Origin of the sequence: Frateuria sp. GZRR35, from assembly GCF_051900415.1 — a bacterium.
Classification (GTDB): Bacteria; Pseudomonadota; Gammaproteobacteria; order Xanthomonadales; family Rhodanobacteraceae; genus Frateuria_A.
In genome coordinates, this window is sequence record NZ_JBHZGL010000010.1 from 24,283 (window position 1) to 42,061 (window position 17,779).

General features: G+C 68.1%; 14 protein-coding genes and 1 tRNA gene. 8 read left to right on the top strand and 7 right to left on the bottom strand.

Annotated elements, in window-relative coordinates:
• The first annotated feature begins 56 nt into the window (after nucleotides 1-56).
• Nucleotides 57-1,034, top strand: a complete 978-nt coding sequence (gene cysD, locus ACFWZ3_RS12330) for a sulfate adenylyltransferase subunit CysD (protein ID WP_439708018.1) — start codon at nucleotides 57-59, stop codon at nucleotides 1,032-1,034.
• A complete protein-coding gene (cysN, locus tag ACFWZ3_RS12335; RefSeq protein WP_439708019.1) occupies nucleotides 1,034-2,938 on the top strand; it encodes a sulfate adenylyltransferase subunit CysN in 1,905 nt (634 codons plus the stop codon). The genes cysD and cysN overlap by 1 nt, the downstream gene beginning before the upstream one ends.
• A gap of 680 nt (nucleotides 2,939-3,618) precedes the next feature.
• Here cysN and ACFWZ3_RS12340 read toward each other — a convergent pair.
• The 5 genes from ACFWZ3_RS12340 to ACFWZ3_RS12360 form a co-directional block, all read right to left on the bottom strand.
• On the bottom strand, nucleotides 3,619-4,581 hold the full coding sequence (locus ACFWZ3_RS12340; protein ID WP_439708020.1) for an ATP-grasp fold amidoligase family protein: 963 nt from the start codon (nucleotides 4,579-4,581) through the stop codon (nucleotides 3,619-3,621).
• A gap of 367 nt (nucleotides 4,582-4,948) precedes the next feature.
• Complete coding sequence (locus tag ACFWZ3_RS12345) at nucleotides 4,949-6,070, bottom strand: undecaprenyl/decaprenyl-phosphate alpha-N-acetylglucosaminyl 1-phosphate transferase (protein ID WP_439708021.1); 1,122 nt, start codon at nucleotides 6,068-6,070, stop codon at nucleotides 4,949-4,951.
• 288 nt (nucleotides 6,071-6,358) lie between these two features.
• A complete protein-coding gene (locus tag ACFWZ3_RS12350; protein ID WP_439708110.1) occupies nucleotides 6,359-8,176 on the bottom strand; it encodes an SLC13 family permease in 1,818 nt (605 codons plus the stop codon).
• Nucleotides 8,177-8,700: 524 nt separating this feature from the next.
• Nucleotides 8,701-9,330, bottom strand: a complete 630-nt coding sequence (trmB, locus tag ACFWZ3_RS12355) for a tRNA (guanosine(46)-N7)-methyltransferase TrmB (protein ID WP_439708111.1) — start codon at nucleotides 9,328-9,330, stop codon at nucleotides 8,701-8,703.
• A gap of 171 nt (nucleotides 9,331-9,501) precedes the next feature.
• Nucleotides 9,502-11,763, bottom strand: coding sequence for a DUF6600 domain-containing protein (locus ACFWZ3_RS12360; RefSeq protein WP_439708022.1), 2,262 nt, complete (start codon nucleotides 11,761-11,763; stop codon nucleotides 9,502-9,504).
• Nucleotides 11,764-11,983: 220 nt separating this feature from the next.
• Between ACFWZ3_RS12360 and ACFWZ3_RS12365 the strand changes: the two genes are divergently transcribed.
• The 6 genes from ACFWZ3_RS12365 (at nucleotide 11,984) to ACFWZ3_RS12390 (ending at nucleotide 16,150) form a co-directional block, all read left to right on the top strand.
• Nucleotides 11,984-12,057: transfer RNA gene (locus ACFWZ3_RS12365), tRNA-Gly, on the top strand.
• A gap of 170 nt (nucleotides 12,058-12,227) precedes the next feature.
• A complete protein-coding gene (locus tag ACFWZ3_RS12370; protein ID WP_439708023.1) occupies nucleotides 12,228-12,449 on the top strand; it encodes a hypothetical protein in 222 nt (73 codons plus the stop codon).
• Nucleotides 12,450-12,517: 68 nt separating this feature from the next.
• Entirely contained in the window at nucleotides 12,518-13,015 is a 498-nt protein-coding gene (locus tag ACFWZ3_RS12375) for an ATP-dependent zinc protease family protein (RefSeq protein ID WP_439708024.1), read from the top strand.
• Nucleotides 13,012-13,890, top strand: a complete 879-nt coding sequence (gene rimK, locus ACFWZ3_RS12380) for a 30S ribosomal protein S6--L-glutamate ligase (protein ID WP_439708025.1) — start codon at nucleotides 13,012-13,014, stop codon at nucleotides 13,888-13,890. Before ACFWZ3_RS12375 ends, rimK begins: the two co-directional genes overlap by 4 nt.
• Before the next feature lie 306 nt (nucleotides 13,891-14,196).
• A complete protein-coding gene (locus ACFWZ3_RS12385; protein ID WP_091340102.1) occupies nucleotides 14,197-14,883 on the top strand; it encodes a response regulator transcription factor in 687 nt (228 codons plus the stop codon).
• A complete protein-coding gene (locus tag ACFWZ3_RS12390) occupies nucleotides 14,867-16,150 on the top strand; it encodes a sensor histidine kinase (protein WP_439708026.1) in 1,284 nt (427 codons plus the stop codon). The genes ACFWZ3_RS12385 and ACFWZ3_RS12390 overlap by 17 nt, the downstream gene beginning before the upstream one ends.
• A gap of 125 nt (nucleotides 16,151-16,275) precedes the next feature.
• Here ACFWZ3_RS12390 and ACFWZ3_RS12395 read toward each other — a convergent pair whose 3' ends face one another.
• Entirely contained in the window at nucleotides 16,276-17,193 is a 918-nt protein-coding gene (locus tag ACFWZ3_RS12395; RefSeq protein ID WP_439708027.1) for a branched-chain amino acid transaminase, read from the bottom strand.
• Between the two features lie 61 nt (nucleotides 17,194-17,254).
• On the bottom strand, nucleotides 17,255-17,770 hold the full coding sequence (locus tag ACFWZ3_RS12400; RefSeq protein WP_439708028.1) for a DUF4124 domain-containing protein: 516 nt from the start codon (nucleotides 17,768-17,770) through the stop codon (nucleotides 17,255-17,257).
• Nucleotides 17,771-17,779: the final 9 nt, after the last annotated feature.

The following is a 17,779-nucleotide window of genomic DNA, read 5'->3' on the forward strand; positions in this document are numbered from 1 at the left end:
TCCAAGATGCAACGTCACGGTTGCCTTCTTGGCGCCCCACTGCAACAGGACTGCCCATGACCCTGGCCGCCACGCCCCAAGACCACGCCGCCCCGCGCAACGAACCCGCGCGGGATACCGATCTCCAGCGCCTTGCCGCTTCCTCGCACCTGAAGCGGCTGGAGGCCGAGGCCATCCACATCATGCGCGAGGTGGCGGCCGAGTTCGCCAACCCGGTGATGCTGTACTCGGTCGGCAAGGACTCCTCGGTGCTGTTGCACTTGCTGCAGAAGGCGTTCTATCCGGCGCCGCCGCCGATCCCGATGATGCATGTGGACACCACCTGGAAGTTCCGCGAGATGATCGCTTTCCGCGACCGCCGCGCGAAGGAAACCGGCTGCCGGCTGATCGTGCACACCAACCAGGAAGGCGTGGCGCAGGGCGTGAACCCGTTTAGCCACGGCGCCAGCGTGCACACCGACATCATGAAGACCCAGGCGCTTAAGCAGGCGCTGGACAAGTACAAGTTCGACGCGGCCATCGGCGGCGCGCGCCGCGACGAGGAGAAATCCCGCGCCAAGGAGCGCGTGTTCTCCTTCCGCAACGCGCAGCACCGCTGGGATCCGAAGAGCCAGCGCCCGGAGCTGTGGAGCCTCTACAACACGCGCATCCACAAGGGCGAGAGCGTGCGCGTGTTCCCGCTGTCCAACTGGACGGAGCTCGACATCTGGCTCTACATCTACCGCGAGAACATCGAGGTGCCCTCGCTGTATCTGGCGAAAGAGCGCCCGACGGTCGAGCGCGACGGCCAGCTGATCATGGTCGACGACGACCGCATGCCGCTGGAGCCGGGCGAAGTGCCGCAGATGCGCAAGGTGCGCTTCCGCACGCTCGGCTGCTACCCGCTCACCGCGGCGATCGAGTCCGACGCCGACACGCTGCCGGCGGTGATCCAGGAAATGCTCATCGCGCGTACGTCCGAACGCCAGGGTCGCATCATCGACCAGGACGCCTCGGCCTCCATGGAAAAGAAGAAGCAGGAAGGGTATTTCTGATGGATCTGCAAATCACCGACTCCGCGCCGGACAACGCCGTCACCGCGATCAACGATTACCTGCAGCGGCACGAGACCAAGAGCCTGCTGCGCTTCATCACCTGCGGCAGCGTGGACGACGGCAAGAGCACGCTGCTGGGCCGCCTGCTGTACGACACCAAGCTGCTGTTCGACGACCAGTTGGCCGCGCTCGAGGGCGACAGCCTGCGCCATGGCACGCAGAACGGCGCGCTGGATTTCGCGCTGCTGGTCGACGGCCTGTCCGCCGAGCGCGAGCAGGGCATCACCATCGACGTGGCCTACCGCTTCTTCAGCACGGACAAGCGCAAGTTCATCGTCGCCGACTGCCCGGGGCACGAGCAGTACACGCGCAACATGGCGACCGGTGCCTCCACCGCCGACCTTGCGGTCGTGCTGGTCGACGCGCGCAAGGGCCTGATGACGCAGACGCGCCGCCACACCTACATCTGCAGCCTGCTCGGCATCCGCCATGTGCTGCTGGCGGTCAACAAGATGGACCTGGTGGACTACGCGCAGAGCACGTTCAAGCGCATCGAGAGCGACTACCGCCTGGTCGCCGCGCAGATGGGCATCGAGAACGTTACCGCGATCCCGCTCTCCGCGCTGGCGGGCGAGAACGTGTCCAGCCGCTCGCAGGTGATGGGCTGGTACAACGGGCCGAGCCTGCTCGAGCACCTGGAGACCGTGCAGGTCGAGCGGGTCACCAGCAAGCTCGGTTTCCGCATGCCGGTGCAGTGGGTGTGCCGTCCCAACCAGAACTTCCGCGGGTACGCGGGCCAGGTGGTCGCCGGCTCGATCGCGCCCGGCGACGAGATCGTCGCGCTGCCCAGCGGCGTGCGCTCGCGGGTTGCGCGCCTGGTCACCGCCGACGGCGACCTGCCGCGCGCGGCCGCCGGCGACGCCGTGGCGATCCAGCTCGAGGACGAGCGTGACATCAGCCGCGGCGACGTGATCGCGTCGATCTCCTCGCCGCCGCAGGTGGCCGACCAGTTCGCCGCGCACCTGTTGTGGATGGACGCGGCAGCGTTGCTGCCAGGCCGTCCGTACTGGATGAAGATCGGCGCGCGCATGGTCACCGCGCAGGTGACCGAGATCAAGCACCGGGTCGACGTGAACACGCAGGAGAAGCGTGCCGCCAAGCGCCTGGAGCTCAACGAGGTGGGCTTCTGCAACCTGAGCCTGGACCACGCGATCGCGTTCGAGTCCTACGAGGACTGCCGCGAGCTCGGCGCGTTCATCCTGATCGACCGCCAGACCAACGCCACGGTGGCCGCCGGCACGCTCAACTTCGCGTTGCGCCGCGCCGACAACATCCACTGGCAGCACACCGACGTCGATCGCGTGGCGCGTGCGCGCATCAAGGGCCAGATGCCGGCCTGCCTGTGGTTCACCGGCCTGTCCGGTTCGGGCAAGTCGACCATCGCCAACGTGGTGGAGAAGCGCCTGCACGCGATGGGCTACCACACGTACATGCTCGACGGTGACAACGTACGCCACGGCCTGAACCGCGACCTGGGCTTCACCGACGAGGACCGCGTGGAGAACATCCGCCGCGTGGCGGAGGTGTCCAAGCTGATGGTCGATGCGGGCCTGATCGTGATGGTGTCGTTCATCAGCCCGTTCCGCAGCGAGCGTGGCATGGCACGCAGCCTGTTCGAGAACGGCGAGTTCCGCGAGGTATTCGTCGACACGCCGCTGGAGGTGTGTGCACAGCGCGATCCGAAGGGTCTCTACGCGAAGGCGAAGGCCGGACAGATCCGCAACTTCACCGGCATCGACTCGCCCTACGAGCGTCCGGAAAACCCGGAGATGCACCTGGACACCATGGGTGCCTCCGTGGACGAGCTGGCGCAGCGGATCATCGACGGTCTGCTCGGGCAGTAACGCGGTCCCTCGTGGCCGCTACAACCGGACCTGCGGTTCCAAGCCCCCTCCCGTTTCGGGAGGGGGCTTTTTCGTGGGCATGCAGGCTGGGCGAACTCGCCTGGTGCTCTTTAACCCTTTCCCTCCGGGGAGAGGGAGCCGGCTGGTCGCGTTGTCCGAGCTGCGCGTACTTGCTCTTGAACCCTCTCCCCTTCGGGGAGAGGGCAGGGTGAGGGGCCGGGGCTCGCGGGGGAGGGTGTCGGACGAGAGTTCTTCAGAGCTTCTGCGACGAGCAGGCCCCGAGGCTAGTGCGCCCCCTCACCCCAACCCTCTCCCCGGAGGGGAGAGGGAGCCGGTTGCTCGCGTTGCCCGAGCCGTGCGTACTTTGCTCTTGAACCCTCTCCCCTCCGGGGAGAGGGAGCCGGCTGCTCGCGTTGTCCGAGCTGCGCGTACTGGCTCTTGAACCCTCTCCCCTCCGGGGAGAGGGCAGGGTGAGGGGCCGGGGCTCGCGAGGAAGGGTGTCGGGCGGGGAGTTCTTCAGAGCTTCTGCGACGAGCAGGCCCCGAGGCTAGTGCGCCCCCTCACCCCAACCCTCTCACCGGAGGGGAGAGGGAGCTGGCTGCTCGCGTTGTCCGAGCCGTGCGTAATTGCGCTTGAACCCTCTTCCCCCTCGGGGAAGGGGGAGCCAGTCGCTCGTGGCCTCAATCGAGGGTGCTGGCGACATGCGTCGCCGGCGCCGTGGCGTTCCTGCCGTTCGGCGGAACGTCTTCTCCGTAGGGCCCGGGTTCGGGCCAGCCGAACTTCGCGCCCAGCGCCTCGTCCCACGCCTTCGGCTCGAACACGTACCGTCCGGCACCGGGCGTGAGCGTGAGTTCGCCGACGTAGATGCGGCCCTGGTGCAGATAGAGGTCCACGCGCATGTAGCCCAGCGGCTCGGCCAGCTTGCGCGCGACATGCAGCATCTCGTCGAGCTTTTCGGGGCGGGGGGCGACGCAGCCGCTGGTCTTCTGGTGCAGCAGCTGGAAGGGCGCCGGACGCCAGTCCTCAAGGTAGAGATCCTGGGTCAGGTGCTCGAAACGCCCCTGCATGTGCTGGATGAAGACGTACGGCTTCTGTCCCGGGCCGGGGTTGAACACGTTGAACTTGAAGTCGGCCGGCGGCCGGCCATCGGTCAGCAGGGCGTGTTCGAAGATGATGCGCGGGCGGATATAGCGGTAATGCTTCTCGCGCATGCGCATCGGGAATTCCGACGCCATCCACTGGTTGGCCAGACGCGCCAGCACCACCGGGTCCTCGTCGCGCTTGTCCAGCACAATACGAAGCTGACCGAAGCTGTGGTTGGCCTTCATCACGAAGCAGCCGGGCAGGGCGTCGAAGGTTTCCGGGCCGACTTTCTCGGCGATCAGGTAAGCCGGCACCAGATACTGCGAGCCCACCGCGTTGGCCACGTAGCCGCGCACCTCGACCTTGTCCGCCAGCCGGGAGAACAGCGGCGAGGGGTAGCGCATGCGGTGGAAGATTTTTTCCGAGAAACGGCGTGGTTGCTCGAAGCGGCAGGGCCGGCCGTGCGTCATCAGGTATTTGTATTGGTAGAAGGCGCAATCGGGCAACGCCATCACCAGCGGCGACACCTGTTCCCTGAAAGCTTTGAGCTTGCGCGTCATCGTGCTGCCTGCTGCGGGGCGGAGTGTCCGCGACCGCTCCCCGCTCCGGGTCGTCCGCCGTCGCGGTGCTGAGCCCGGGGCGGCAAGCGGTCTTGCGATGTCGGGTGAACGGTCAAACTCACGCTCTGGCGATTTCCATGGATAAGGGATGACGTGATTGTTGGGCGTGCGTAGTCGATGCAACGTGCAATGTCATGGAAGGGCAGGTGTATGCGTGCGCAGGCGGATCGGCCGGTCGCATGGCGGCGGGGGCGGGACTGTGGGCTTGCCTGTGGCGTGGGTCGGCCCGCATGCGTTTCTCGATGCGGGCCGGCCGGGGAGCCGGAGGGGCGAGTCGGGCGTGCCGCAAGCGCCTGGCGGAAAGGTCCTATTTGGCGGCCGAACCGCGCTTGGGGCCCTGGCTGTTCTTGCTGTAGGAGGACAGCAGGGTGACCGACGAGCGCAGGCGCACGACGTTGCTCGGCAGCTCCGCTGGCTCCAGCGCGGGCCGCGGCCGCGGCACGGAAGGTGCCGACTGCTGCTTCTGCCACAGGCGGGCCATTGCCGTCACGTAGATCGTCGTCAATGCGCCGAAGGCGATCAGATTGCTGCCGGGCGCGAGCGAGTGGGTCAGCATGCCGGTCAGCGCAAACAGGATGGCGAGCATCACCAGCGCCACCAGCGTGGTGCGCGGGCCCAGGCCGGCGCGCAACATCATGTGGTGAATGTGGCCGCGGTCCGGCTTGAACGGGCTCTTGCCCTCGCGGATACGGCGCACCACCACCTGCAGCGTGTCGAGCACCGGCAGCGCGACGCACCAGAGTACGTCGATGGTGGAAAGCTCGTTGTCAGGCACGCTCTGACTCAGGTGGATCAGAGTCCAGGCCAGGATGTAGCCCACTACCATGCTGCCGGCGTCGCCGAGGAAGATCTTCTTGCCGACCAGGCCCAGGTTCGCGGCCAGGTAGGGCACCAGCGCGCCGGCCAGCAGCACCAGCACGATGACGCCGGGCCACTGCGGCTGGCCCTGGTACAGGATGATCGCGGCGATGCTGACCAGGGCGAGCATGCCGGCCAGGCCGTCGATGCCGTCCATCATGTTGAAGGCGTTGAGCAGGCCGATCACCGCGACCACCGTCAGCGGGATGCCGAACAAGCCCAGCTCGAACTCGTGTCCGAACAGGTGACCCAGCGTATGGATATGCACGCCGGTGAACGCGACCATGGCCAGCACGGCGGCGGTCTGCACCAGCAGCCTCGCACGCACGCTCAGGTCGAAGCGGTCGTCCAGCGCGCCGACCAACGCCAGCACGGCCGCGGTGGCGAGTAGTACGTTGGTGAAAAGGTGGGTCTGTCCATCGACGACGGCACCGGCAAGCACGCCGAGGAAGGCCGCCAGCCCACCGATCAAGGGGATGTGGCCTACGTGATGCTTGCGTTCATCCGGGCGGTCCACCAGGCCCCAGGCCCCGGCCAACCGATACAGGATGGCGATCGCCAACGCAGACACGCAGGCAGCCGTCAGACAAGCGATAAGTATCCGGGAGTACTGCATAGTGGCTAGTCCCATCGTCCTGATCGGGCCATGCCGGCAGACGTAACTATCCCGTCGCTGACACGGCACCACCTGCATGCGCAGGCAAAACCGGATATCCCCGTTCCCTGGCCCTCGCGAAAGGGCTTCCGAACAGAGTAGGCAGGCACCAGTGCAATTCTCGTCAACAGGAAACAGGCGCGACTTGCCTGCAAGGGAGGGGCCCAGGGGCCTGTCGCGACCGCTTCGCGATTCAGTGAAGAATCAGTCGAAAAGCAGGTTGATGACCACCAGCGTGGCCACCAGCATCGCTAGCGTCAGCGGTATGCCCACGCGCAGGAAATCCTTGCCGCGGTAGCCGCCGGGGCCGGCCACCATCATCAGCGCCGGATGGCCGGAGCTCAGCAGGAACGTGTTGGACGAGGATACCGCCACGATCAGTGCGTAGGCTGAAGGATTGCCGCCGGTGGCGACCGCCACGCTGATGGCGATCGGCACCATCATCACCGTCGCGCCCACGTTGGACATCACCTGCGAGAACAGCAGGGTGAGCACCGCCAGGCATGTCTGCAGCACCCACGGCGAGGCGCCGCCCAGCTTGTCCAGCACCTCCTGGGCCAGCCAGGCGGCCGTGCCGGTGGCATCCATGGACCAACCCAGCGGAATCAGGCACGCGGTCACGAAGATCGTCTTCCAGTTGACCGCCTTGTAGGCCTCGTCCATGTTCAGCACGCCGGTCAGCAGCATGCCGATCGCGCCGGTCATCATCGCCACGGACAGGTCCAGGTGGGTAAACAGCGCCAGGCACTTGGCCAGCAGGAAGAAGCCCACTGCCTGCCAGATCTTGCCCGGGCGCTGCTCTTCCTTGGGAATGTCGGTGACGACGACCAGGTCCTTGTCCTCGGCCGCCAGCGCCAAGTCGCGCCAGCTCGAGTGCAGCACCAGCGTGTCGCCGGCGCGCAGGTTCACGCCGCGCACGTCGTCGCGGAACACCTGGTCGCCACGGTTGATCGCCAGCACCGAAATGCCATAGCGCTTGCGCAGCCGAAGGTCGCCCACGTTCTGCTTGAGGAAGCGCGAGGACGGCGGCAGCACCGCCTCGGAGATGCCCGCGCGGGTCGGGTTGAACAGCTCACCCAGCTGGCGCATGCGCGGGGAGACCTTGCACAGCTGGTTGTTGGCGAAGTGGCTGATCTCCTCGCGCGGCGCGAGCACGCCGAGCACCGAGCCGACCCAGATCACGTAGTCCACCGGCGGCGCCATGCGCGCGTCGTTGCCGCTCTTGATCGCCAGGATCAGCGGCGCGCCGTGCAGTTGTTCCACCTCGCCGATGCTCATGCCGACCAGTGGGCTTTCGGCGGTGACGGTCAGCTCCGCGGTCTCGCCGCCGATGCCGTAGGTTTCGGCGAAGTAGCTTTCGGTGCGGCCCGGGGTGACCTTGAGACGCTCGTCCTCGCGCTCGGGCAACAGCTTGCGGGTGAAGAGCCAGAAATAGGTGATGCCCAGCAGCGCCAGCACCAGGCCGACCGGGGTCACGCTGAACAGGCCGAATTTGGGGATCGTGTGCGCGCCCGGCGGCAGGTTGGCATTCGCGCTGGCGATCAGGTCGTTGAGCACGATCAGCGGCGAGTTGGCGATCAGCGTGGTGTTGGTCGCGGTCAGGATGCAGAAGCCCATCGGCAACAGCAGCCGCGAGATCGGCACGCCGGTACGCGCGGACAGGCGGCTGGTTACCGGGATCATCAGCGCGGCCAGTGCCTGGCTCGGGATCACCGCGCTGAACAGGCTGGTGACCGAGTTGATCACCACGCCCAGACGCGATTCCTTGCCTCGCGCCATGCGCATCACGAAGTTGGCGGTCAGCGAGAGCACGCCGGCACGGTCCAGTCCCGCGCCCATGATCATGATCGCGATGATCGCGATCACCGCATTGCCGGCGAAGCCGTTGAACACGCGGTCGGAGGGGATCAGCCCGGTCAGGCCGATCACCACCACCACCAGCAGCGCCACCATGTCGGCGCGGATCCACTCCAGCACCAGCATCAGCATGGTGAAGCCCACCAGCCCGAGCACCAGGATCATTTCGGGGGTGAGCGCGAGGGCCACTAGCGAGCGTCCAGGTAAGGCTGGAGGTCGAAGGCGATGGTGTTTTGCAGTGGATGCCTCACGCGGCGGCGGCCCGTCCCTGTTTGCCCGCCAGTATAAGCGGGGCGTTGCTGCGGCTGGTGAACCTGGAGGCTGCGCATCGCCACGCCGGTGAACCCTCTCCTCTTCGGGAGAGGGCAGGGTGAGGGCCGGGGCTCGTGGGAAGCCGCCGATGCGCAAAGCCTCAACCCATGGCCCCGTGAGCAGGGCTGGGGCCAGTGCGGCCCCTCACCCCACCCCTCTCCCCGGAGGGGAGAGGGAGCTGTTCACTCGCAATGGGGCCAATACACGCGGCCTTGCTTTTTGAACCCTCTCCCCTCCGGGGAGAGGGCAGGGTGAGGGGTCGGGGCTCGCAGGGAAGCCGACCCATGCGCGAAGCTCTCAACCCATGGCCCGGTGAGCGGGGCCGAGACCAGTGCGGCCCCTCACCCCGACTCTTCCGGGAGAGGAGGCGCCGAGCATCACGCCCTGCGGTAGAGCAGATCCCATACCCCGTGCCCGAGCTTCAGCCCGCGCCGCTCGAAATGCGTCTCGATGCGCCAGGCCGGCTTCTCGGCGTACTGCCCGGGCGCGATGGCATTGCGCCAGGCCGGAGCGGCTTCCATCACTTCCAGCATGTGCTCGGCGTAGGGCTCCCAGTCGGTGGCCAGGTGCAGCAGGCCGCCGGGCGCCATGCGCGTGGCGAGCAGTGCGACGAATTCCGGCTGCACGATGCGCCGCTTGTTGTGGCGCTTCTTGTGCCAGGGGTCGGGGAACCAGATGCGCGCTTCGGCCAGCGAGTCCGGTGCGATCTCGTGCTCGAGCACTTCCACCGCGTCGTGCTTGTAGAGGTGCACGTTGCCGGCCTCGCGTGCGGCCAGCGCATTCATCAGGCGGCCGACGCCGGGGCCGTGCACTTCCACGCCGATGTAATCGCGCACCGGATCGTGCTCGCTCGCCCAGGCCAGCGCCTCGCCGTTGCCGAAGCCGATCTCCAGCACGCGCGGGGCGGCGCGCCCGAAGCGCGCATCGAAGTCCTGCAGCGCGCCGGTGTAGTCGATGCCGAAGCGCGACCAGTGGGCGTCGAAGGCGCGCTGCTGCGCGGGCGTCATGCGGCCCTCGCGCAACACGAAGCTGCGGATGCGGCGCAGGTAGGGGGAGCTCTGGGGATGTTCGGGCTGGTCGTTCACGGCATGCGCCTGGAGTGCGATGGCATGGCGACGGACGCGCCATGCCGCGGGGGGCGCATTGTAGCGGCGGCGCCGCGAGGGCGCCGCCAAGGATCAATGCTCGGGATCGAACCGCCGCGCCGAGACGTGGCGTGGATGCGCCGCCGGCGCCTGCGACCGCGGCGCCTGCCGTGGCGTCGGTGCGGATTCGCGTTGCTGCGCGGGGGCCGCGTGCGGCACGGGCCTCATCTGGCGGAAGTCCGGCGGCCGCTGGAAGCGTTGCGGTTGCGGCGGCGGGGCTGCCCGGTTACGCAGTTCCGCGTCGAAGTCGGGTCGGCGCATGTTCGACGGCAGGGCTCCACGGTCGTTGCCGCGCAAGTCCGGCGCCCGCTGCATGGTCTGCCGGGGCGCGATCCGCGCGTCGGCGGGCGCGCGCTGGAGGTGGGGGCCCACGTCGGCGTCGGGCCGATGCGTCGGTGCCCGCGGCGTGCCGTTGCGCTCGATGCGCGGCACCTGCGGCAGCGTCGGTGCGGTGCGCGCCGCGCGTTCGCGGTCGGCCTCGGCGGTGGCGATGAAGCTCACTCCGGGGCGGGGTTCGGCCGACGGACGCGCCGCATGACTGCGCACGAAGCGCGCCGAGCGCAGTTCGCCCTGGCGAAGCGGGGCGTCGCGCGGTGTCGCGCGTGCGGAGGGCCCGGTGCCGCGAGCCTCACGCATTCCATTGCGATCCGCCCGTGCGTCCAAGCGCGGGCCGCGCACATCGGCAGGGGCTGGGGCGCGCCGCACCCCCGGCGAAGCGTCCGCACGCCTGGCCGGAGCGATGTGCGCGATCGCCGGCAGCGTGTCGGCATGCGGCCGCAGCACGCGCACGTGGGTGGGCGTGGGCGTGGCGGCGCGCGGCCGGGACGCGTCGATACGCCCGGCCACGCGTTCCATGCGCGGCGCATGGCGCGCCACGACTTCACGCCGGAAACCCTGCGCCGGCAACGGTCGCGCCTTCGGGCCGCGTGGCGGCGCGAAGCTGTGCGGCGTGGGTTTCGGCGTGGCGTTGCGGGTCAGCAGGCGAGCGCCGTCGAGCTTGCGAGGGTCGATGTCCAGGCGATGGCGCTGCACGCGGTCGGCGCCGGCGAAGACACGTCCCGGCACGGCCGTGAAGCCGCGCGGACCGCCGCCATGCAAGGCGCGCACCGGCGGGGCGATGCCGCGGTGCCAGTCGCGGTAGCGGCGGTCGACGCGCTTGACGATCACCGTGTTGTGCACGTGGATGTTGGTCACGTTGACCTGGGTGTAGTAACGGCGGCTGCTGCGATACCACGGGTCGTAGACGTCCCCCGGGCCGAGCGGATACCAGCCGACCGGGGCGCTGCCCACCGAAGCGCGCCAGTGGCTGCCGCCGACGAAGGCGACCAGCGCGGGCGCGTAGACCGGTCGCCAGCCGATCGGGCCCGGCACCCAGCACCAGCCGCGGCTGCGCCAGGCCCAGCGGCCGTAGTGATAGGGCGCGAAACCCCAGGGCGCGTCGTCCACCCAGGTCCAGCCCCACGGGCCAACCCAGGCCCAATGGCCGTCGCGGTAGGGCGCCCAGCCGGTATCGACCCGCGCCGGATACCAGACCCGCCCGTACTCGGGATCGCTTTGCCATTCGCCGTACTGGTCCAGGTCCTGATAGCCGATCACGTCCTCTGAGACGTAACGGCGCGATTCGGAATCGGCGTAACGGCGGCTGCGCTCGTCGCACCAAGCATCGAAGTCGTCGCCGCCGGCGATGTCTTCCACGTCCACGCCGGTCAATGCGGAGTCGCCGAAGCGGTAGCTGCGCCCGGCGATCACCAGCCGTCGCGCGTCGTTCTCGCCGTAGACCGTGGCGCTGCCGTCGAAGGCCGTGACGCGGGTGGACCGGCCGTCACGATCCACGTCCACGCGGTAGCTGCCCGGGTGGTCGACCACCAGCGCTACGTTGGGCGTGTCGATCTCGTAACTCTGGCCATCGTCGAGCTGGCGGACGGTGAGATTGAGGGTGCCCTGGGTGAGTTCGAGCTGGGCCAACTGGTCGTCCAGCTGCAGGAAACCCACGTCGGTGCCGCCGTCCAGGCGCACTGCGGCGCCGTCCAGTTCCAGCTCGGCGCGTGCGCCATCGGTGCTGGACAGCCGGTCGCCCGTGGTCAGCGGCCGGTTGATCCCGGCATCGCCCCAGTCCTGCGCGCCCGAAGGAAGCAGGCCGACGTCGCCTTCCAGGTAGGAAAGGCGGGCGACCCGGTCGGGCGGATCGCCCGCGGTGTCGTCGGTCGCCTGCGCGTGCAGGGCGCCGGCGCCGCACAGCAGCAGGGTGGCGGCGCAGGAGCGCCAGAACAGCTGCAGTTTCGAAAGTGCACGCATGGGTCGTCCCTCCGCCGTGTACGCGCCATGGAAACGGCTGACGTCACGAGGCGATGACCGATTATGGGCGGACGCGTGATCCTGTAACGCGCCGGGTCGGCAACGGTTCAGCCGGCCGCCATGTGCGGTTCATGCCCCGTGCGGGAAGCGCGCACCGGGCGCAGGCGGGCGTGGCCCCGTTCCCCAACTCCCGCCTCCCGGGTTACCATCGGCGGCGAATGCGGGTGTAGCTCAATGGTAGAGCTGTAGCTTCCCAAGCTACTGACGAGGGTTCGATTCCCTTCACCCGCTCCAACCCACTTCGTTGGCCCTGGCAGTCGCTGGCAACCATGCGGCTTTGTGCCGTTGGCGATGCGGGAGGCGGCTTCCGGGTCCAAAGGGCAACGCTGGACAACATGGCTGGCGCTGCGATCGCGAAGGCGAGGCGGCTGGCATGCAGCCGGATCATCAAGCACGGAGCCGCCATGCCCCAGATCAAAGCCCAGACGCTGGTCATCGCCATCCAGGCCGTCGATTGGCAGGTGCGTTCCCTGCGCGAAGAGGTGGCCAGCGGCGGTGCAGGCGAAGACGCATACCACCTGCTCGAAGACTGGTCGCGCGCCGCGGAGGACCTGGAACGCGCCTACGACAGCGAGGCGGCTACCGTGATCAACCTGCCGCCTTACCACGAACTGGTCGGCGGTTAACTCACGCCCGCTCGACCGCCATGGCGGAAGCTGCACGTCCCTATCGCTCTCTCCCCGGCCACACGCCCATGACAGACGTGATCACCCTCGGTTGGCGGGAACGGCTGGCGCTGCCGCAGCTGGGTATCGACATGCTCAAGGCCAAGCTCGATACCGGCGCCCGATCCAGCTCGCTGCACGTGGATACTCTCGAGCCGTTCGAGCGCGAGGGTGCGACCTGGCTGCGGTTCTCGATGACCGTCGGCCGGCGCCTGCATCCGCGCAGCGTCCGGTGCGAGGCGCCGGCGCTGGGCCGGCGCGTGGTCACCGACACCGGCGGGCACGGCACCGAGCGCTGGTTCGTGCGTACCGACGTGCTGCTGGCCGGCGAGCGCTATCCGATCGAGGTCAGCCTGACCGACCGCCGGCACATGCTGTTTCCGATGCTGTTGGGCCGCAGCGCGCTGCTTGGGCGTTTCGCGGTCGACCCCTCGCTTTCCTACACCCAGCCACGCCCGCGCCCGGTTTTTGCCGCCGAGCCGGTGGCGCGGATCGCCAACGAACCTCACCACGGCCAGTTTCCATGAAGATCGCGATCCTCTCGCGCAACACGCGGCTCTATTCCACCCGCCGGCTGGTCGAGGCCGCGCGCGATCGCAACCACGTGGTCCGCGTGCTCGACCCGCTTCGCTGTTATGTGCGCATCGCTCCAGGGCAGGCGTCGGTGCGCTACAAGGGCAAGGCGTTGCGCGACATCGACGCGGTGATTCCGCGCATCGGCACTACCGCCACCTTCTACGGCACGGCCGTGCTGCGCCAGCTCGAAATGATGGGCGTATACACGCCCAACTCGTCGGACGCGGTGTTGCGCGCGCGCGACAAACTGCGCTGCCTGCAGATCCTCGCCTCGCACGGGCTGGACATGCCGGTGACCGTGTTCGGCGACAACCCCGACGACACCAACGACGTGCTGGCGATGCTCGGCGAACCGCCCCACGTCATCAAGCTCAACGAAGGCAGCCAGGGCACCGGCGTAGTGCTGGCCGAGAAGCGCAGCGCCTCGCAGAGCGTCATCGAGGCCTTTCGTGGCCTGTACGCCAACTTCCTGGTGCAGGAGTTCATCGCCGAAGCCAAGGGCAGCGACCTGCGCTGCTTCGTGGTCGGCAAGAAGGTGATCGCGGCGATGCAGCGCGAGGCGAGCCCGGGCGACTTCCGCGCCAACCTGCACCGCGGCGGCACCGCGGTGAAGGCCACCCTGAGCGCCGAGGAAAAACGCATCGCCATCCGCGCTGCCGGGGCGCTGGGCTTGGGGATAGCGGGCGTGGACCTGCTGCGCTCGGACCGCGGTCCGCTGCTGCTGGAGGTCAATGCCTCGCCCGGGCTGGAAGGGATCGAGACAGCCACCGGTGTGGACGTCTCCGGCCACATCATCCGGCACCTGGAAGACCAGGCAGGCGCCTGAGCTTTTCTTCACGGGTACTGCACTAGAACGTCCGCGCCGGGCACGTCCGTTAACGGCCATGTGAGACATGGTTAACCGCACCGTAACCGCCTGGGCCCTATAAAGACCCCACTGCATGTGCTGGCGGCGACCGCTTGGTCGACACCGGCAGATTCGGTATCGGGGCAGTAAGCTTGGGCCCAGGTGCAGCGACGACGAGTCGGGCATCTGGGCCTTTTTATTGGCCGCGGCCCGGTCCAGCCGCCATCCGTCGGCGAGCTTGTTAAGCTTGCTGCCCTGATCGACCAGTAGCCTTTGGAGTGGCGCATGCGTGTCCTTGTGATCGAAGACAACAGCGATATCGCGACCAACATTGGCGACTACCTGGAAGACCGCGGACACGTGGTCGACTTCGCCGGCGACGGCGTGACCGGCCTGCACCTGGCCGTGGTGCACGACTTCGACGTGATCGTGCTGGACCTCACCCTGCCGGGCATGGACGGCCTGGACGTGGCGCGCAAGCTGCGTCACGAGGCGCACAAGCAGACCCCGGTGCTGATGCTGACCGCGCGCGACGCGCTGGAACAGAAGCTCACCGGCTTCGAGTCCGGCGCCGACGACTACATGACCAAGCCGTTCGCGCTGCAGGAGCTGGCCGCGCGGCTGGAAGTGCTGGCACGTCGGGGCAAGGGCCCGCAGAGCCGCGTGCTCAAGGTCGCCGACCTCACCTACAACCTGGACACGCTCACCGTCAGCCGCGACGGCAAGTCGATCCAGCTGAACCCGATCGGCCTCAAGCTCCTGCAGGCATTGATGGAAGCCAGTCCGTCGGTGGTCACCCGCCAGGACCTGGAGCAGCGCGTGTGGGGCGAGGAACTGCCCGATTCGGACTCGCTGCGCGTGCACATCCACGGCCTGCGCGCCGCAATCGACAAGCCGTTCGACAAGCCGCTGATCCACACGCGCCACGGCATCGGTTACCGCATGGTCGAGCCGGATGCTGTCCAGGCGTAAGCTGCGGTTCCGCCTGATCGTCTCCTTCGCGCTGTTCGGCTTCGGCCTCAGCGCGTTGTTTGCTTTTGCGGCGCTCAACATCCGTACGCGGGTGGAGGACCAGCTGGTCAACGCCAGCCTGCTCGACGACGCCCGGTACGCGAACCACTACGCCCAGGAGCATCCCAACGCGCCGGGCCCCGGTTCGCAACTGATCACCGGCATGACCAAGAGCGACCGCACGCTCTACAAGGCGCCGCTGGCCTGGCAGGGTCTGGATACCGGTGTCCACGACATCTTCGAGCAGGGCGAGGATGGCAAGCAGCACCACTACAAGCTTGCGGTGTATCGCGAAAACCACATCATCAGCTTCGTTCGCTACGACGTGACGCGCGAGGAGCTGGGCAAGCAGCAGCTGTTGATCAGCGTGATTGCGGCGGTGTTCCTGTTTGGCCTGCTCTCGCTGGCGATCGGCCTGTGGCTGTCGCGCAAGGTGTTGAAACCGGTCAGCGAACTGGCCACGCGCCTGCGCGATTTCCGCAAGGCCGGCAAGGCCGAGCCGCTGGCATCGCATTTTGCCAATGACGAGGTCGGCGAGCTGGCGCTGGCGCTGGATGAATACGCCGCACGGCTCACGGCGATGGTCGAGCGCGACCGCGAGTTCAACTCCGACGTCAGTCACGAACTGCGCACGCCGCTGGCGGTGATCGCCAGCACCACCGAACTGCTGCAGGGCTCACCCGATCTCACGGACAAGCTGCGCGAACGGCTAAAACGCATCGAACGCGCCTCCCGCCAGGCCACCGAGCTGATCGAGGCGCTGTTGCTCCTCTCGCGCGCCGAACGTCGTGGTCCCACCCGCGGCGAGACCACGGAGGTGGCCAAGGTCGCCGCCGACGTGATCGAGAGCCAGCGTCCGCAGATGCGCGACAAGCCGCTGGACATCGAGCTGACCATCCGCGATGCGGTGAGCGTGAACGCACCGGCCTCGGTGCTTTCCGTGGCGCTCACCAACCTGATCGGCAACGCGATCAAGTACACGCTCGAAGGCCAGGTAAAGGTCGAGGTAGGCAGCGGCCGCATCGAGGTGATCGATACCGGCCCGGGCATCAAGCCGGAGGACGCCGAACGGCTGTTCCAGCGCGGCGTGCGCGGCGAGGGTGCCGGCGGCAGCGGCGCCGGCCTCGGTCTGGCGATCGTGCGCCGCTTGTGCGACCTCTACGGCTGGCAGGTGTCGATGCGCCCGCGCAACGACGCCAACGGCGCCATCGCCAGCCTGGTCTTTTAACCCGCGTGACGCTGCTCCCTCTCCCCTGGGGAGAGGGCTGGGGTGAGGGGCCGGGGCTCGCGGGAACATCAAAAAAGAAGGGCCGCATTGCGGCCCTTCTTTTTTTTACGAAGCGCTGCCGTCGCTCAGACCGGCTCCAGCCAGCCCCACTGGTCGTTGGTGCGCCCGTCGAACAACCCGAAGTAAAGCTCCTGCAGCCGCCGCGTCACGCGCCCGGCCGTGCCGTTGCCGACCTGCTTGCCGTCGATCGAGCGGATCGGTGTGACCTCGGCGGCAGTGCCGCACATCAGCACCTCGTCAGCCAGGTACAGGTACTCGCGCGGCAGGTCGCGCTCGACCACCTCGATGCCGTCCTCGCGCGCCAGCGTCTTGAGCGTGTCGCGCGTGATGCCGGTGAGGATCGAGGCGCTGGCCGGCGTGGTGTGCAGCACGCCGTCGAAGACCAGGAAAAGGTTCTCGCCTGCGCCCTCGCTGAGCAGACCGGTGTTTGCCAGCGCGATGCCTTCGCCGAAGCCAAGGCGGCGCGCCTCGCGGGCGATCAGCTGGCCGGACAGGTAATTGCCACCGGCCTTGGCGCCGGCCGGAATGGTGTTCGGCGCGAAGCGCTGCCAGCTCGACACGCAGGCGGTGATGCCCTGTTCCAGCGCCTCCGGCCCCAGGTACGGACCCATCGGCCAGGCGGCCACGGCCACGTCGATCGGCGTTTCGGCCGAAAGGCCGAAGCCGCCCAGACCACGGTAGGCCACCGGGCGCAGGTAGGCGGCGGTGAGGCCGTTCTTCTTGATCACCTCGCGGCAGGCCGCGGCCAGCTCGTCCTGCGAGTAGGGCAGCACCATGTCGTAGATGCGCGCCGACTGGTACAGGCGCTTCAGGTGGTCGGTCAGGCGGAAGATCGCCGCGCCGTCGGGCGTGGCGTAACTGCGGATGCCTTCGAACACGGAGGAACCGTAATGCAGCGCATGCGACATCACGTGGGTGGTGGCCTCGCGCCACGGCTTGATCGTGCCGTTCTGCCAGATCCACTCGGGGTACTGCTGCGCCATGGCGATTCTCCTTGCAGGGGACCGCCCATGATAACCGCTGGGCACCGTTGCCCGCGCGTGCCTACTCCTGGCGCAGCCACAGGCAGCCGGCGCGGGGTTCGATCGCGAAGCGCGTGTCGCCGCTCTCCATGCTGCCGTCCTCGGGCACCGTGTGGACGATCAGTTCGGATGCGCCGGCGTCGCCGGCATCCTCTCCGGGCAGATCGATGCCCACCAACGGCCGCCGCATCAAGGCGGCCAGGGCACGGATGTCGGCCACCACGGCATGCTCGCCGTAGCCACCCCACAGGATCAGCCCCGCCAGGCGGTTGGCGTCGGCGTTGGCAAAAGCGTCGATCACCGCGCCGCGCAGCTGGTCCACGTCGGCGGCGCAGGTGACCGCGGGCGGCCGCAGCGAAGGCGTCTGCGCAGGCGTGGATGACGTGGGCGCCAGCGTGGCCTGCAGGTTGGCGCAGGGCTGGTCGGTGAAAACCGGATGGCCGTCCGCGGCGATGCAGTGGTAGATCGGCGACTGCGCGCGGGCGGGCAGGGCGGCCATGGCCAGCAACAGCAACAAGGCGAGGCGCAGTGGGGGCATCGCCCGAGC